This window comes from Pseudomonas sp. AK181 (genome assembly GCF_051122975.1).
Classification (GTDB): Bacteria; Pseudomonadota; Gammaproteobacteria; order Pseudomonadales; family Pseudomonadaceae; genus Aquipseudomonas; species Aquipseudomonas lactis.
Genome location: NZ_CP146348.1, coordinates 5,601,989 through 5,618,507 on the forward strand (window position 1 = coordinate 5,601,989; position 16,519 = coordinate 5,618,507).

At 51.9% G+C, this 16,519-nt stretch carries 17 protein-coding genes; 9 read left to right on the forward strand and 8 right to left on the reverse strand.

The annotated features are described in order from the left end of the window. Positions 1–359 precede the first annotated feature (359 nt). The 8 genes from V8689_RS25595 to V8689_RS25630 all read left to right on the forward strand — a co-directional run bounded on the left by V8689_RS25595 (position 360) and on the right by V8689_RS25630 (position 9,197). A complete protein-coding gene (locus tag V8689_RS25595) occupies positions 360–1,016 on the forward strand; it encodes a DedA family protein (RefSeq protein ID WP_003194521.1) in 657 nt (218 codons plus the stop codon). 6 nt (positions 1,017–1,022) lie between these two features. After that, positions 1,023–1,838, forward strand: a complete 816-nt coding sequence (locus V8689_RS25600; RefSeq protein ID WP_056791913.1) for a zinc-dependent peptidase — start codon at positions 1,023–1,025, stop codon at positions 1,836–1,838. 109 nt (positions 1,839–1,947) lie between these two features. Then, positions 1,948–2,475 carry an inorganic diphosphatase gene (ppa, locus tag V8689_RS25605; RefSeq protein WP_003176323.1) on the forward strand — a complete coding sequence of 176 codons (528 nt, stop codon included), beginning with the start codon at positions 1,948–1,950 and terminating at the stop codon, positions 2,473–2,475. Positions 2,476–2,686: 211 nt separating this feature from the next. Next, on the forward strand, positions 2,687–3,457 hold the full coding sequence (locus tag V8689_RS25610) for a LexA family transcriptional regulator (RefSeq protein WP_056791911.1): 771 nt from the start codon (positions 2,687–2,689) through the stop codon (positions 3,455–3,457). A 569-nt stretch (positions 3,458–4,026) separates the two neighbouring features. Then, a complete protein-coding gene (locus V8689_RS25615; RefSeq protein ID WP_156408307.1) occupies positions 4,027–6,549 on the forward strand; it encodes an ATP-binding protein in 2,523 nt (840 codons plus the stop codon). Next, positions 6,546–7,184, forward strand: coding sequence for a response regulator (locus V8689_RS25620; RefSeq protein ID WP_056785198.1), 639 nt, complete (start codon positions 6,546–6,548; stop codon positions 7,182–7,184). Before V8689_RS25615 ends, V8689_RS25620 begins: the two co-directional genes overlap by 4 nt. Beyond that, positions 7,181–7,705 (forward strand): HNH endonuclease, encoded by a 525-nt coding sequence (locus tag V8689_RS25625; RefSeq protein ID WP_434520646.1) that lies wholly within the window; start codon positions 7,181–7,183, stop codon positions 7,703–7,705. Before V8689_RS25620 ends, V8689_RS25625 begins: the two co-directional genes overlap by 4 nt. Before the next feature lie 61 nt (positions 7,706–7,766). Further along, positions 7,767–9,197 (forward strand): HsdM family class I SAM-dependent methyltransferase, encoded by a 1,431-nt coding sequence (locus tag V8689_RS25630; protein WP_162259479.1) that lies wholly within the window; start codon positions 7,767–7,769, stop codon positions 9,195–9,197. 92 nt (positions 9,198–9,289) lie between these two features. Here the strand turns inward: V8689_RS25630 and V8689_RS25635 are convergent, their stop codons facing one another. Further along, the gene (locus V8689_RS25635) at positions 9,290–9,523 is read right to left on the reverse strand and encodes a hypothetical protein (RefSeq protein ID WP_056785203.1); all 234 of its coding nucleotides are present in this window, start codon (positions 9,521–9,523) and stop codon (positions 9,290–9,292) included. Positions 9,524–10,034: 511 nt separating this feature from the next. On the opposite strand from V8689_RS25635, the gene ycaC reads away from it, so the two are divergent. Next, positions 10,035–10,667, forward strand: a complete 633-nt coding sequence (ycaC, locus tag V8689_RS25640; RefSeq protein WP_056785206.1) for an isochorismate family cysteine hydrolase YcaC — start codon at positions 10,035–10,037, stop codon at positions 10,665–10,667. 192 nt (positions 10,668–10,859) lie between these two features. Here the strand turns inward: ycaC and V8689_RS25645 are convergent, their stop codons facing one another. The 7 genes from V8689_RS25645 to V8689_RS25675 form a co-directional block, all read right to left on the reverse strand. Next, entirely contained in the window at positions 10,860–11,624 is a 765-nt protein-coding gene (locus V8689_RS25645; RefSeq protein WP_056785208.1) for a type IV toxin-antitoxin system AbiEi family antitoxin, read from the reverse strand. Between the two features lie 180 nt (positions 11,625–11,804). After that, positions 11,805–12,962, reverse strand: coding sequence for a glutathionylspermidine synthase family protein (locus V8689_RS25650; RefSeq protein ID WP_056785210.1), 1,158 nt, complete (start codon positions 12,960–12,962; stop codon positions 11,805–11,807). Between the two features lie 11 nt (positions 12,963–12,973). Beyond that, entirely contained in the window at positions 12,974–13,684 is a 711-nt protein-coding gene (locus V8689_RS25655) for a DUF1190 domain-containing protein (RefSeq protein ID WP_034126869.1), read from the reverse strand. A gap of 18 nt (positions 13,685–13,702) precedes the next feature. Then, positions 13,703–14,131, reverse strand: a complete 429-nt coding sequence (locus tag V8689_RS25660) for a DUF350 domain-containing protein (RefSeq protein ID WP_003194539.1) — start codon at positions 14,129–14,131, stop codon at positions 13,703–13,705. A 15-nt stretch (positions 14,132–14,146) separates the two neighbouring features. Then, positions 14,147–14,821 carry a DUF2491 family protein gene (locus V8689_RS25665; RefSeq protein ID WP_056785213.1) on the reverse strand — a complete coding sequence of 225 codons (675 nt, stop codon included), beginning with the start codon at positions 14,819–14,821 and terminating at the stop codon, positions 14,147–14,149. Continuing rightward, positions 14,808–15,842 carry an ion channel gene (locus V8689_RS25670; RefSeq protein WP_434520647.1) on the reverse strand — a complete coding sequence of 345 codons (1,035 nt, stop codon included), beginning with the start codon at positions 15,840–15,842 and terminating at the stop codon, positions 14,808–14,810. Before V8689_RS25670 ends, V8689_RS25665 begins: the two co-directional genes overlap by 14 nt. A 72-nt stretch (positions 15,843–15,914) precedes the next feature. Then, a complete protein-coding gene (locus tag V8689_RS25675) occupies positions 15,915–16,475 on the reverse strand; it encodes a rhomboid family intramembrane serine protease (RefSeq protein ID WP_056785218.1) in 561 nt (186 codons plus the stop codon). Positions 16,476–16,519: the final 44 nt, after the last annotated feature.

Below are 16,519 nucleotides of genomic sequence, written 5' to 3' on the forward strand. Positions count from 1 at the left end.
CTGTCGAATTCCGGCCAGCGTGGTTTAACGGGGCGCTTAAGATCACAAGCAGATCAAGAGCAAGATCAAGAGCGACTCGCTTCGCATCGTGGTTACCGTTGAGCGTTACAGTGTTGTGTAGATACCAATGGCCATCGCAGGCAAGCCAGCTCCCACACTTGATCCGGCGACTCAGGCGAAGCCCAACCCCTTCACAATTTCGCGACACTCCCCGCTACAAAAGCCACACGCTTTTCACCTCTCAATCCGTATAATGCCGACCTTTCAGGGTTGTAAGAACCGCGACAATTACTTGTAGCCTTATTGCCTGAGCTTCCGCACAAGCCCGCTGAGTCGGGCTATTCACACAGGTGCCATCCATGGATTTCAACCCGCTCGACCTTATCCTGCATCTCGACGTTTACCTCGACATGCTGGTAACCAATTACGGTCCGTGGATCTACGCCATTCTGTTCCTGGTGATTTTTTGCGAAACCGGCCTGGTGGTCATGCCCTTCCTGCCGGGCGACTCCTTGCTGTTTATCGCCGGTGCCGTAGCGGCCGGCGGCGGTATGGACCCAGTCTTGCTGGCCGGCCTGCTGATGCTGGCGGCCATCCTCGGCGACAGCACCAACTACGTGATCGGACGAACGGCGGGCGAGCGCTTGTTCAGCAACCCGAACTCGAAAATCTTCCGCCGCGACTACCTGCAAAAAACCCACGATTTCTACGACAAGCACGGCGGCAAAACTGTGACCCTGGCGCGCTTCCTGCCGATCCTGCGTACCTTTGCGCCGTTCGTCGCGGGCGTGGCCAAGATGCCGTATCCGCGCTTCTTCGGCTTCAGCGTACTGGGCACCATCCTGTGGGTCGGCGGCCTGGTGACCTTGGGTTACTTCTTCGGCAACGTGCCTTTTATCAAGAAGAACCTGTCGCTGCTGGTGGTGTTCATCATCCTGCTGTCCCTGGTGCCGATGATTATTGGCGTGGTGCGCAGCCGCTTTGGCCGCACGTCCTCCGAAGCCAACCCGCACTGACCGCCCGTGTGGTCCTTCAGCGCCTGGCGTCGCCGGCGCCTGCTGGCCAAGCACCCGATTGCCGATGACACCTGGCAACGGGTGCGCCACCACCTGACCTTCCTCGACGGCATCACGCCGGAGCAAGACCAGTGGCTGCGCGAAGCCTGCGTGGTATTCCTCAGCGAAAAACACCTCACCGCCCTGCCCGGCGTCGAACTGCACCAGGAACAACGCCTGCTGCTCGCCGCCCAGGCGCAACTGCCGCTGATGAACCTGGGCGACCTCGACTGGTACCAAGGCTTTCATGAGATCGTGCTGTACCCCGACGACTTCCTCAGCCCACAACGCCATCGCGATGCCAGCGGCGTCGAACACGAGTGGGACGGCGAACACAGCGGCGAAGCCTGGCAACAGGGCCCGGTGATCCTCGCCTGGCCCGGCGTGCTCGCCAGCGGCCAATGGGAAGGCTACAACCTGGTCATCCACGAACTGGCGCACAAGCTGGACATGCTCAACGGCGACGCCAACGGCCTGCCACCGCTGCACCACGACATGCGCGTGCAGGAATGGGCCAGCGTCATGCAAGGTGCCTTCGACGACCTCAACCGCCAACTGGACGCCAACCCGGACGCCGAGACCGAAATAGACCCTTACGCTGCGGAAAACCCGGCGGAATTCTTTGCCGTCACCAGTGAATATTTCTTCAGCGCCCCGGATTTACTGGTCAATAGTTATCCACAGGTGTACGCCCAACTCAGCCGCTTTTATCGCCAGGATCCCCTGGCCCGCCTGACTCAACTGCAAGCCTGCGACCCGCGCTACTCGCCACAGGGCGAATGACCGTACGACGCTTGGCGCATGGCATCGGCGTCAGAATATGCCTATAATCGCCGCCACTTTTAGGCCAATCCGGCCATGTCATATGGCCAACTAACGGGGGCAACGCCCAATGAGCTACAGCAAGATTCCGGCTGGCAAAGACCTGCCGAACGACATCTACGTCGCCATCGAAATTCCGGCCAACCACGCGCCGATCAAATACGAAATCGACAAAGACAGCGACTGCCTGTTCGTTGACCGTTTCATGGCCACCCCGATGTTTTACCCGGCCAACTACGGTTTTATCCCCAACACCCTGGCTGACGACGGTGACCCCCTCGACGTGCTGGTGGTGACCCCTTACCCGGTCACCCCAGGCTCGGTTATCCGCGCGCGCCCAGTCGGCATCCTGAACATGACCGACGACGGCGGCGGCGATGCCAAAGTCATCGCAGTACCACACGACAAGCTGTCCCAGCTGTACGTGGACGTGAAGGAATACACCGACCTGCCGCCACTGCTGCTGGAACAGATCAAGCACTTCTTCGAGAACTACAAAGACCTCGAAAAAGGCAAATGGGTGAAGATCGACGGTTGGGGCAACGCAGACGCCGCCCGCGCCGAGATCATGAAGTCGGTTGCCGCCTACAAAGGCTGATACCCGCGCCTCATTGCCACGGCAATTAAAAAGCCCCGTTAATTCGGGGCTTTTTTATGGGCCGGATTAAACATCAAGTTCAATGTTTATTTGCAGCGTTTAACTAAGTTGCACACCTGAAAGATCCAGCCACAACTAAGCCAAATCCTACAACAGCAAATCAACGCATGGTTTATTTGATTAGACTTTCCGGCCAGTAAACTCTGCGTTTATGAATACATCAGGTGATCGTTTAAAAGCGCTACTACGGGAAGTTCATCTTTCCGCCTCCGACTTCGCCAAGAACCGCGGCGTCACGCCTCAGCACGTGAACAACTGGTTCAAACGCGGCGTCCCCATGGGCCGACTCAACGAGATCGCAGAGTTGCTGTGCGTCTCAAGTCGCTGGTTAAGCGACGGCAAAGGCCCCAAACACCCGCCCGCCAACTACCTGTTGGAAGGCCCCACCGCAAGGATTGCAACCGCCCGCGAAGACACAGGCAAATACCTCACAGGCCCCGCCTGCCGCCCGGAAAAAACCGACGTGGAGATCCCCCTCCACCCCACCTTCACCTCAACCGAACGCATCCGCGTCTCCCTGCACAGCCTGGAAACACTCAACGTCAACCCCGAGCGCGCCGTAGGCGCCTACATGGTCGACAACAGCATGATCGACATCATCCAACAAGGCGCCACCCTCGCCATCGACCGAGGCCGCACCCAAATCATCGACGGCGAAATCTACGCCGTCGAACACGACGGCATGCTGCGCATCAAATACCTCTACAACCGCCCTGGCGGCGGCCTGCGCATGCGCAGCCACAACGCCAGCGAACACCCGGACGAATACCTCAACCACGAGGAACGCTTCGAACAAAGCTTCAAAATCGTCGGCTGGGTATTCTGGTGGTCCACCCTAAACAACCGCCGCCCACCGGTGCCCCTGGATGAACACCTACTGGGCTGGGAAGGCTCTAAATCGGAACCGGAGGTGGGCAACTGAAGTGAATGTGGGTATCATGCGCCGCACATTTGGCAGGGGTCGCTTTTAGCTGATTCCCTGCCGGCGAAGCGGAGGAGTTCCCGCGGATGCCCCTACTATTCAGCCTGACGCAATGTGGGCTGAGCGATTTGAAGGCTGGTGAGGTTTGTCAAAAACAAGCTGAGGCAGTCCCCGAGAAGCCGGCCACAAGCCGGCTTTTTAATGACCGCAGTAAGTGTCAGCAATCCCTACGCTAAGCTAAGGATTAAATGTATGGGCTGCCTTAGCAAATTCAGGCTTAGCCAGTTAGGCCGCACCAAAAGGCCTTTGAGAAAGGGCAAGCAACAAAATTTGACTTCAAACGACCAATGGATGGTCGCTAAAAATCCCGCAGAAACTCTCTTTCATGACAGATCCGTAGCTGCTAAATTACGTGCTAATGTTTCATAGCCAATAGCCAATAGCCAGTACCTAGCTAACGATCTACGATCCCCATTTGCTGGTGCGGAGACGAGGATTTTCATCGTAATTCCTCTTCAAAGCGCCTAATTTCGTATCGTAGCCAATGGATTTTTCATTAGGAGGGATCCGTGAAAAAGGTTCCGTTTAACGTATCCGCCAGAACCGCACGACTTATAGGTCGAGAGAACGTCTCCTCAGCTGAAGGAGCATTAATAGAGTTAGTAAAAAATAGCTATGATGCTGATGCGAAAATTTGCGTTGTATATTTCGATGACTCTTTTGCCGAACTACCTAAATCAGCTAGTCAACATCAAATAGATAGCCTCGTTAAAATTACAGGCGCTAAAAGCATATTCCAATGTTATGAAAAAAATCTATTCGATGATAAATGGGCTTTCTCCGACCGCCTGTACAACACACACTTTAACAGAGAGCAACGCCATGCTATCGAAGCTTGCTTGCTAAAGACAGTAGGTCTTCATATATTTGATGACGGTCATGGAATGCTTGAGGAGGTGATTGAAAGCTCTTGGATGACTATTGGCACGGACAACAAACATCAAAATTTTTTATCTGAAAAAACCGGACGAATCAAATCTGGGGCAAAAGGAATAGGACGCTTTGCGCTTGATCGATTAGGAGAAAAATGCCAACTTTTAACAAAAACAGCTGATTCAGATACAACATTAGCATGGCGTGTTGACTGGAGCGACTTCGACAAGCAAGGGGCAACAATTGATAAGATCAATGCAGAGCTTGGAGCATCTCCTGTATCTCTCTGCGAAAACCTGTTAAGTATTGAGAGCCCAAGCTTGAGCGCTCTAGATATATCACAGAGTCGAAAAGGAACTCATATCTTTGTTTCTTCCCTACGAGATGCGTGGACGAAGGATAGTATTGAAAGAATTTATAAGGAGCTTGAGACATTAGTTCCTCCAACTGAAGGTGGCAGCTTTTCTATACATCTCTTTAGCAAGGCACATCCAGAATCATTTGGGATAGTAGAACCCACAATCTGCGACGACTACGACTGCAAAGTTCATGTAGAACTCAACGAAGATGGAGTTATCTCCTTTACCTTCAATCGTCATGAAGCAGACCCAAACAAACTTACTCCGGAACTATTAAGTAGGAGTTACTTCCAAGAAAACGATATATCCAAAGAGTATTTATGCAATAAGCCACACACTTACTCAAAGTACTTAACGGAACTGATCCCTGGAATAACTGAACACCGTGAAAATGTTCATAAAACCATTGGTACATTTGAATTTACATTTTACTTTCTAAAAAGACAGAGTGAAAAGAACGATATAGCCACTTTCCTGCATAGAAACTATGATTCTAGTGCAAGAAAAAAGTGGCTCGACAATAATAGCGGAATTCGTATATATCGCGACAACTTTAGAGTTCGCCCGTATGGCGAGGTAGGAAAGCCGTCATGGGATTGGGTTGGTCTTTCTGCTCGACAAGCAGGCGATCCATCCGCACTTAGAACAGGACGCTGGCGGGTCAGTCCAAATAATATATCTGGTTCAATTAATATTTCAAGAGTTAAGAACCTCGAACTTGAAGATAAATCAAGTCGGGAAGGTATGCGGGAGAACGATAGCTTTGCTATCTTTACAAATATTATCGAGTCGATAATCAAAGAATTTGAACAAGATCGCAGCAATATTTACAGTGAAATCTTCAAGTATTCTGACTCACTAAAAGACACACCTACAGACGAACATCTGAATTTAGCCCAAGAAGCCGATGCAGAAACATTGGCTCAAAAAATATTTGCAAATATAAAAACTGAACCTCTAAAAGTAAAAAATGATTCGGATAAATTAGCTGTAGCTTTACTGAAAGCAAAAGCTCGTTCTAGAGAAGCAGATGAGCGACTCGATGAAATGAAACGAGAAAACTCATTACTCCGAGTATTTGCATCAAGCGGCCTAACAATCGCAGCATTTACACACGAACTGGATGGCTTGAATGCAAAGCTAGGCGGTCGCTTTGACCAGCTACGAGAGCTTTTAAACTCATACTTAGAATTATCAATTTCAGAACGCCTTCACGTTCAAAACTACCAAGATCCATTTAAGCGTATAGAGACGCTGCGTCGTGATGACGAAAAAATAAAAAACTGGATCAAATACTCTCTTAGAACCATTAGAAAAGATAAGAGAAGCCGAAAAAAGATTCTTCTTCTTGACTATTTTGAGAATTTGCGCGACGAATGGAATAGCACACTAATAGACCGTCAAATAGATATTAAAATCACTGTAAATGATAATGACGCCTCTCTTAAAGCCTACGAAATAGACCTAGACTGTATATTTAACAATTTAATTATAAACTCGACTGAAGCTTTTAAAAGAAGTGGATTTAGCGGAGAACGCCAAATCACCATAGAGATTAGAGATCACGAAAACACAATCTTATTTATTTATAAAGATAGTGGGCCCGGCTTGTCCCCAGACATCAAAGATCCTGATGAAATATTCATCGCAAACTATTCAACTAAAATAAACAAACAAGGCCAGCAAGTGGGCACAGGCCTTGGAATGTGGTTAGTTAAAAAAACAATTGAAGAATACTCCGGCAGCGTAAAAATCAAAAAGACCCAAGGATTTGTTCTGGAAATGGAGATAAAAAAATGAGCAAAGGACGATTAATCTACGTAGATGAAGACTCTGATGACATCGAACTTTTTCAGCAATTTATTAACGAAAAATTTGACCTAAAAATTATTAAAATTGAAAATGACGATGACCTCGAAGCTATAGTTGATGAAATTTTAGGATCGCAAACGGATGCTCTAATCACTGACTACCTGCTTACAGAAAAGGCAAGGGTTAAATTTGATGGGCAAGCTCTAATTGAAGCCATACAGGAGCGAAATAAACACCTGCCGTGTTTTCTACTAACTTCTCACGCTCCAGATGCTTTGAACGCAACGCACGATGCTCGATTGGTTCAATCGAAAAGTATTCCATTTGGCGGCAATGATCTAAATGAATACAAATCTCTTTTCATCACTCAGATTGAAAAAGTCATAAAAACCTTCAGAGACACACATCAAAAATTAGTTAGTGAATTTGAAAATCTCAGTGCGTTGGATGTTGAGAAGCTTACAGCTCCTCAAAAACAGCGTCTACTTGAACTTGATGACTCTCTTGACTCGTACGGTTTTACATCGAGCCCGATCCCAACGAAATTAAAAGAAGATACCCATATAGCGCTACTATCTAAACTAGTTGAAGATATAGATACGCTCATAGGCATGAAAAAATGAATCTCCTTATCCCTATTCATGCGACGCAACCTGTTCGCCGTACAGATATTTCTATAAAAAGCAAATACACCGCGTACAAAGTTGACTTGCGGACGGATTTTTTAAAAAAATGTGGCTACTGTGGAACCGCTGACTACTACTCCGGAGGACAACGCGGGTTTCACATAGACCACTTTGCACCTAAAATAAAATTTGCACACTTAATCAATGAATATAAAAACTTAGTTTACTGCTGCCCCATTTGTAACCTTGGGAAAAGCGACGACTGGCCCGGAGATGATCCTAAAACATCATTTTTAAATGATATCGGCTACGTCGATCCTTGCCTGCCTTTATATCTCGATCATATTGCCAGGGATAAATCTGGTCAAATTGTCGCACTAACAAACCTGGGGAAATATATACACACAAAATTGAAGCTAAATCTCAAACGTAGACAAATTTGCTGGCTTCTAGATAAAATGGAAAGTCAGCTACAGATTTTAGATAAAATCATTGCAGAAGATGAGGAAAATCTGTAGCTGCTAAAGGCTTTCCGCTTAGTCACAAAACAATATCTTGAACACATTGGAATACTTAAGAGTGAGTGATGATTTATTATCGATTGTCGAGAAGTCTAGGGTTTTTGCTCGCGATCAAATCTCTGAAAAAATAAAAAAACTAGAAGAACAATATTTCACTCCTCCCCGCATTGCGCAAATCATGACCAATCTTTTTACAGCTGGCCCTGAAAAAAGCATGACTGTACTGGATCCTTGTGCGGGAGTAGGTAACTTAGCTGCTGCGCTCTATGAGTTCGGACTGAAAAATAAAGAACTTCAGCACCTTACTCTAATCGAGCGAGATCCATTTCTATATAACTCATGCGTAAAAAATTTTTCTGCTGTAAAAGCGGCACAAATATTCAACGCCGATTTCTTTCAATCTTTATCGACTTTGAAAAAGTTCGACAGAATCATACTAAACCCTCCATATGCGAAATTAAATTCAGCATCAGATATCTCAAAGCAGTGCGTAAAGACACTTGGATATGCCGAGTCAAACTTATACTCCGCATTTATCTCACACTGCTTAAAGTTACTTGCTCCTGAAGGAGAGCTTGTAGCCATTGTTCCACGTAGCTTTTGCAATGGAGCAATGTTTAAAAATTTTAGAAAGAACTTAAACAACAATTTTCATCTTCAAGCTTTTTACTTATTTGAGTCTCGTAAGATTTTTTCTGACTCGAAGATACTCCAAGAAGTAATAATTATCAAAGTGGGTACAAGAAAACCACGAACCGTCAAGATCTATCACGAAAACAATGCAGGCGATTCCAGTTCAGCAAGTTTTTCTGCTAAGACTATAGTATTCCCTACCGACCCAGCAAAAGTCATTCATATACCAATGGCAGAGGGAGACAGAGAGTTATTATCTAAGATTTCAAAATTTTCTAGCACATTAAAAAGCCAAGGATTTAGAGCATCAACAGGGAAGGTTGTCGATTTTCGCTGTGTTAGCCTTCTTAGCATCAAGAGCGGACCGTCTACTGTAAACTTAATCTATCAGGACAGTGTAAGCTATGGTGCAGAAGCAAACCTTCTCACAACAGGCAACAAGCCCCGCCACATAATCAATAACACGAAGAGCAAAGCTTTACTTATAACCAAAAATAATTATATTCTAATTCGCAGAATCTCATTCAAAGAGGCTCCTACGCGAATTATCGCATCTCCATTATTAGAACGGCACTTTATCAAAGATTCAATTGGTGTAGAAAACCATTTAAATTACATATGGGGAGAGCGCGCTGAAATTACAGAAGAAATATGCCTAGCGTTATCAGCTTATCTATCTTGCCAAACAGTAGATCGATATGTTCGTCGTTTTTCAGGGCACACCCAAATTAACGCAACAGATTTAAATTCGCTACCTATCCCCGACGCCGATGAATTAGCACGCTTTTCCAAGCTTAATAAAAATCTAACACTTCCCCAGCTAATAACTTCTGCAGATAAGTACTTCTTCAATTAATATTTAAAGCGCTAAAATCACCAAAAATTGAATTAATTTTTCTACACTATCCATAGCTGCCCACTCCGAAAGTAGAGTAGGCAGCTAAATTTCTACTGGTTCAAGCACTCCACAGCCCGATCCGCCACCATCTTCGCCATCTCCACCAAATGCATCACCGCTCTCTGCGGCGCAGCCACTGACTCGCCGATCACCTGCGACGTAGCCAGCGCACAATGCAGCAACTCAGCCACCTGCACCCAGGCATCCTCGAAGCTCAGTTCTTCATTGACCTTAAATGGGTTAGTCGCGTGTGACGACAGCGTATCTGAACGAACGTTATCCATAGCAAAACTCCTAGCAGTAAGTGACTACCACCGTCCTTTCGCGACTAAACGAGCAGAGGTGGCGGCTGTACGCAGGTTAGTCGACCGGCCGCTAGGCACCGGCGCACCCGAGGGTGCCCTGCGCACAGCCACCATAAAGTGCAGGCGAGAAGACACCTGTCTTTGGGATGGCGCGTGCGCCTAGCGAGGTCCGGGCGACTAAACCCGATCACTGAATTAGCAGTGACGGTCAGCAGCCTAGTCACCCAATTCCGCTGGCGCAAGCGGTTGGGATTCTCTAGGAAACGTCGTGCAAATGAAAGGGATTGGACCTGCTGGCTAATCAAAATCAGGTAATTCATTTCTGTTCTGCACAGCAACCCGGAGGCCTGAAATCGGGCGCCAAGCATTGTCCACTTTAAGTTGACAGTAAGACTCCTCCCACCCGATTTATCCCTCATCACCCACCCATTAATCTGTGCCCATGTTGAACGCAACGCCCAACCAACCTAAACAAAAAAAGGATTCAACCATGAGCGCTCCAACCTACAACCGCTTGAACAAAGACGACGCCATTGTTCTGCTGGTCGACCACCAGACCGGCCTGATCTCCCTGGTGCAGGACTTCTCCCCCAACGAGTTCAAGAACAACGTGCTGGCCCTGGCTGACCTGGCCAAGTTCTTCAACTTGCCGACCATCCTCACCACCAGTTTCGAGCAAGGCCCTAACGGCCCGCTGGTTCCAGAACTGAAGGAGATGTTTCCGGACGCGCCGTATATCGCTCGCCCTGGTCAGATCAACGCCTGGGACAACGAGGATTTCGTCAAGGCGATCAAGGCCACCGGGCGTAAGCAGATCATCATTGCCGGTGTGGTGACGGATGTGTGTGTGGCGTTCCCGACCTTGTCGGCGCTGGCGGAAGGCTTTGAGGTGTTTGTGGTGACGGATGCGTCGGGCACGTTCAACACCACGGTGCAGCAGGCGGCGTGGAGCCGGATGACGCAGGCCGGTGCGCAGTTGATGAACTGGTTCTCGGTGGCGTGTGAGTTGCACCGCGACTGGCGCAACGATATCGAAGGGCTGGGGAATCTGTTGTCCCAGCGGATTCCTAACTATCGCAATTTGATGAATGGGTATGCAGCGCTGACTGCCCAGCCTAAGTAAGTCACCACGCTGTATGAAAGGCCTGCTTTGAAAAGCAGGCTTTCTCATTTCACGGCTTACCCGGCCAGCAATTGCCCAACCTCCGCCTTGAATTTGGTCAGAGCGCCTATCTCCTTAACAACAGATATCTACCTGATGGTATGCAGCTTCCATCGCACGGCATATAAACAAGCCTGAGCGGCATAACGTGGATCAAGTGGCATTGGCAAAACGCTCCGGAACGGTAATGAGGAACTCTTTATCGAGTCGACCGCCCCGGATGATTTGCCGCTTGCCCTTACCCATGTCGATGCTGGAACGATCTATTCGCCCATACCACGCATGGTTCGCGTTACGTGCCAGCAACAGGAACACGCGTTTGACGCGGATCGAGTTGCACGCTTCAAGCAGTTTTTGCAGGCGTTTGGGGCTGAGTGTGGCCAGACCGCTCAATACATCAGCCACACCGCTGAACAGCATTTCATCGTCGCTTTGATGGATAAGCTCAAGCACCGCACGCTCCGGGGTGGAGATTTTTAGCGCAAATTGGCGGTACGGCACTTGGAAAAGTTGTAACGCCATATCTTCCAGTTCCGCAAAGAGCGCGCCTCGGTAGAAATTTACCTGGGCCTTCCATTCGTGCTTGCGAAACCAGCCTGGCAGAAGAGCTTCGGATGTGCCGAATAGATCGACTGCCTGCGTTCCGAAGGCCAGATAGTGGCTGTAACCGGCCAGGCTCAACGCCGTCGCACCTCCCGGCCAAATCTGCACCGTTGCGTCTTGTTGCAGTGCGACGACACCGCCGTGCCAGTCAAGATCGTCGCCGCTGCGTTTCCACGCACCATGCCCCACACGCTCTACCCAGCCCGTGTGCTGATACTTTTGAATGAGGCTCGGCCCAACGCCGTGCTCGTGCAGCCACGCTTGAGTGGCTATAGAGCCCGGTGGCCATTTAGCGAGAAGATGGTTTATTTTCATGACAGATATCACCCTATAAGGGTATTTATATGAAAAATATTAAACCATGAGAATACTGGGCATGACTATTCTTTCGAAGCTTTGATGGCAGCCGTGAATGGGTACGTCAATACCAGGGCGCGGTGACGCGGAGCGTCACTGGATGCGTTACCACGCGGAGCGTGGGAACGATCAACTTCCTTAATCCAGGATCAAGTGCGGCAGAAACCGGCTTGAGTCCTTGGTGATCAAGCTATTGTCCTCGCGCACGCCGATGCCGGCGGCCTGGTCGCCAATGACCCAAGAGCCGATCAGCGTGTAGCTGTCACCAAATTTTGGCAGCGGTGCGAACTCTTGAAGGATGAATGGCGCATCCGTGTAGGGGCCGTCTTCTTTTACGATGAGGCCGTCGGCGGTTTGCAGTTCGATGTTGGCGCCTTCCCGGGAGAAGAACGGTTTGCGCACCCAGCCTTTTGGCACGGCTTTGCCTGGGTCGGTGTCCAGATGGGACGCGAGCAGGTTGGGGTGGCCTTGGTTGAATTCCCACAGCAGCGGCAGGATGCCTTTGTTGGAAATAATGGATTTCCACGCGGGCTCGAAGAACTGTGTGTCGCTCTGGGCAATCGCGGTACCAAAGGGTTCGTGGAAGATGAACTCCCAGGCGTGCAGTTTGAACAGGTGGGGGATCCAGCGATCTTCAAGGTCGACGAAGCGGCCCTCGCTGGTCAGGCCGATGTCTTCGATGTCGATGTGGCGCGATTCGATGCCGACCTTTTCGGCGACAAGGCGCAGGTAGTCGGTGGTGCCTTTGTCTTCGACCGAGTCTTTCATCGAGGCGAAGTAGAACGGCTGGTTGACCTGCAGTTGCGCGAAGGCCTGGTGCAGTTTGGTGTCGATGCTGTTGAACTGGTCGGCGTGCTTGGGCAGCAGGCCGCGTTCGATGCATTGTTCCAGCCAGCCCCACTGAAATGCCGCGGCTTCGTAGAGGCTGGTGGGGGTGTCGTAGTTGAGTTCCAGCAACTTGGCGGGCCCAGTGCCGTTGTAGGAGAAGTCCATGCGCCCGTACAGGTGCGGGTGACCTTCGAGCCATGAGGTGCGGATCATGTCGTAGAAGGGCGCGGGGATGCTCAGGCGTTCAAGCAATTCTTCGCTGTGGACCACGCGGGCGACGAGGTCCATGCACATGTCATGGAGCTCAGTGGTCGGGTCTTCGAGGTCGTGCTCGATTTGCTTGAGCGTGAACTGGTAGTACGCGCTTTCGTCCCAGTAGGGTTCGCCGTCGATGGTATGGAACAGGAAGCCGAGACTCTCGGCGGTGTGTTTCCAGTCATGACGTTCTGCGCACTGGATCTTCTTCATGGCCGGTTTCCTTAGCTGCTCGACCCGCCGCCCCAGCCGCTGCGTGCGCTGGCTTTGCTGCCGAAGCCCCCGCGGGAGGTGGCCGATGACACCGAGCTCGACTTAGGCGACGAGCGCAGCGTGTTGGTGTAATTGCTGCTGCCGTATCGGGCCTGGTTCGAGCGGCCAAAGGTCGCGCCATTGGACACGCGTTGGTTGAGCGTCGAGTTGCCGTAATTGCCGCGATCATCACGATAGCGGTACACCGGTTCCGAGCGGTAGCTGTTGCGGTTGTTGCTCAGCATGTTGCCGATCAGCAGGCCGGTCAGCAGGCTGCTGGTAGAGAAGCCTGAGCCGCCGCCGCTGGCCTGAGCGTTGGCCGCTTGCGCATTGGCAGCGTCGACCTGGGATTGGGTCACCTGGCCTTCGGCGGTCAGTTCGAAGCCGCCCAGGCGCGGGATGAATTTGCCGGTGGAGTCTTGCTGGCACCAGTCGGCAACAAAGTCGGCGTCGCAATCGGCCTGGCTGTCGTACACCGGCGCTATGCGGCGATGCTCGGCCATGGCGGTCATGTAGGCGTCCGAGCAGACGTCCACCGGAAGTTTTTCATCGGCGCATTGCTGTACCGATTGGAAGTTGTATTTCTTTTGCAGGTCGTAGGTTTTTTCCGTTGGGCCGCAGCCGGATATCGCCATGGCGACCGACGCTGCCAGCGAAAGCTGGACGTACTTGCTTCGTTTCATCGGGAGCTCCGTGGGCAATCAGTTCGAGGTGGGCGTCATGCACGCGGCATTCAGCATGCCGACGCTGATGGCCACCGCGGCCACGTAGATACCGGCTGCCAGTTCGCCCTTCTTGATGCGCTCGGACGTGCCTTTGAGCACCAGGCTGGTCAGCAGGAACGCCAGCAGTTGGACGACGGCGGCGATCACGGCCCAGACGATGAAGTCGAGAACGTTGATCGAGTAGGCGATCACGTTGCTGGCCGGAATGGCGAAACCGACGATGGCACCGCCCAGGGCGACCGCTGCGGAGGTGTTGCCCGCACGGATCAGTTCGAATTCCTTGTGCGGGGTGATGCGGGTGTAGATGAACTGGAACAGCGCGAACAGTACCGCAGCCCCCAGGATGTAGAGGACAAAGCCGAGCACCGCAGCTTTGTTGAGGGAGATGGAGAGTGCTTCTAGCATGGACGGCTTCCTTTTTTAGAGCGTAGTCAGGTCGGTGGTGTACAGCGAAATGCCCAGGGATGTGCTCAGGCTGATGGTGCCTTCGGCATCTTCTTCGACGGAGAACAGCAAAAACTCTCGACGGTCGGTCAGGCCGGTGTCGCGGGCGTATAGCATCGAACGGTGCTCGACGTTGTAGGTGGCTTCTGGGCTGGTGACCTGCTCGCTCATCGCCACCAATTCGGTCTGGCCGTCCTCGCTGCCCCACTCCCGAAAGAACTCGACGCCGTCGTGGGTGTAGGTCGGCAGCCCGATCAGGCTCTGTGGGCCCGCCAGCCTGCGCAGTTCCGCTTCGCTGCTGATGGTGACGTAACTGAGGTAGTTGAACAGAATCACCGACTCGACCTGGCCTGCGATCTGGCCGGTGGTGTGCACCTGCAGCCAATAATCTTCGTCGTTCATGTAATAGCGCGACAGCCAGGTGGACTGGCCGAGGTCGATGGTGCCGTTGCTCCAGATTTCCTGGGAGCCAGGGATCACCACGTTGGTTTTTTCATCGAGCAGCAATTTCAGGGTGGTGTCGAACATCACCCCCTTGCCCGGTGCCAGGCCCAGCGGGCCGGTGGCTGGCAGGCTTGGGCTGACGGTCCGGTTCGAGTCGGTAGTGGCTTTTGGGGCCTCAAGCCCCATCAACTGTTTAAGCCATCCCATGGGAGATTTCCTTAAGTCGAGTGGAAGCGATGTAGAAGAGTTCGCCGCCTTTGACCTGTGTGGCATTCGGCGGGTTGATCGACGCCTGCTGAACACCTTGGGCGCGATAGCCGATGAGGGTGGCGTTGTGGCGCTCCTTCATCTGCGTGTACAGCTCGCCGAAGGTTGCCTCAAAGGCATCAGGCAATTTCATCAGATACTGGGTGGCGCCCTGCCCCACGCATAACAGGTCATTGGTGACCACGGACGAACCCGGATCCTGAGAGGCGCGCACCAGCATTTCGATCGCCATGCTGGACGTGCACTCCAGGCGCGGCGCGTAGGAGCTGGCGAGTGCGGCGATTTCACTTTCGTTGAAGTGGGCGACCACATGCCCGACGGGGCTCAGTTGGTTCACCGCCAGCACGGTGGCCAGGGTCAGGTCGTCAGACGGGGTTCGCACCAGCACACGCTCGGCACCGGGCACACCGGCACGCAGCAACAGCGCGGTGGAAGACAAGCTTTCGCCGCGGATGAACGCTGCTTTGCCCGGCATCGGGTTTTCTTCAAGGCTGCAATCGCAGATCACGATCAGGTTGTCGTTCGAGGTTTCGTCTTGCAGCAACAACTCAATCACCCGCTCGCTGGACGCGCCCTCCCAGCCGATCAGCACGGTATGGCCGACCTTGCCGGTGAAATCACCTTTGCCCTTCATGCCTTTTCTCCATGCATCGATAACACTGCTGGTGGTTTTGCCGATGGCTGCCGTGAGCAGCGCAATGCCCCCGAGCATGACCCAGGCCGCCACGAAAATTCGCCCCGCCGAGGTCTGCGGTGCGAGGTCGCCATAGCCGACGGTAAGTGTGGTGGTGAGATAGAAGTAGATAAACGTGGCGGGAGCGGTGAGGTGTTGTTCGCCCAGCAACACCAGGCCCAGGTAAGCCGTGCTCAGGTGCACACCCAAGGCAACGATCAGCCCTGCCCAACCGAAGCGGTGAAAGAGCGACGAGGCGTACATGCGTAACAAAAGGAAAATCGACATTTAGCCCCTGGCTCCCTGGGTACTTGAATCCTGACGACAGCATCGCCTCGGCGTCTGGATGCTCAAGTGCGTTCACCCGGCATTAAACCTGCTGCGCGGCGTGGATAGAAGTACCTTGGCTGCAATAAATCCGGCGAGCGCACCAAAGAGGTGACCTTCGAAGGAAATGCCCTGCCGGGGAAGGAAGCCCACGATCAGCCCGCCATAGAGCAAAGCCACCACAGCGGCGGTTAGCAGGTTGCCCCAGCTTCTGTGAAACCAGGCGCGAGACAACAGGTAGGCCCATAGCCCGAACACCCAACCGCTGGCGCCGACGTGTACGCCTGAAAAACCAAACAGCCAGACCAACAAGCCGCCCAGCAGAATGACGATGGCACTGACAGCAATGAACCGGTTGACCCCTTCGATCATGACCAGAGAGCCCAAGACCAAAAAGGCAATCAGGTTGGCGCTCAGATGGGCGAAGGAGGCGTGCAAAAACGGTGAGGTGAGGATGCCGAACAGGCCTTGCACCGTTCTGGGGATTAGCCCGAACGACATGAGGCTGTAACCGGTGGCCACATTGAGCAGTTGCAGCACGACCATGAAGAGGGCCAGGCCTGCGATTGTCTTGAAACCGTTCAAGGCGTTCATCCCGACCTCAACATACAAAGAAGTGCCCAATGCCGCCCAGTGAA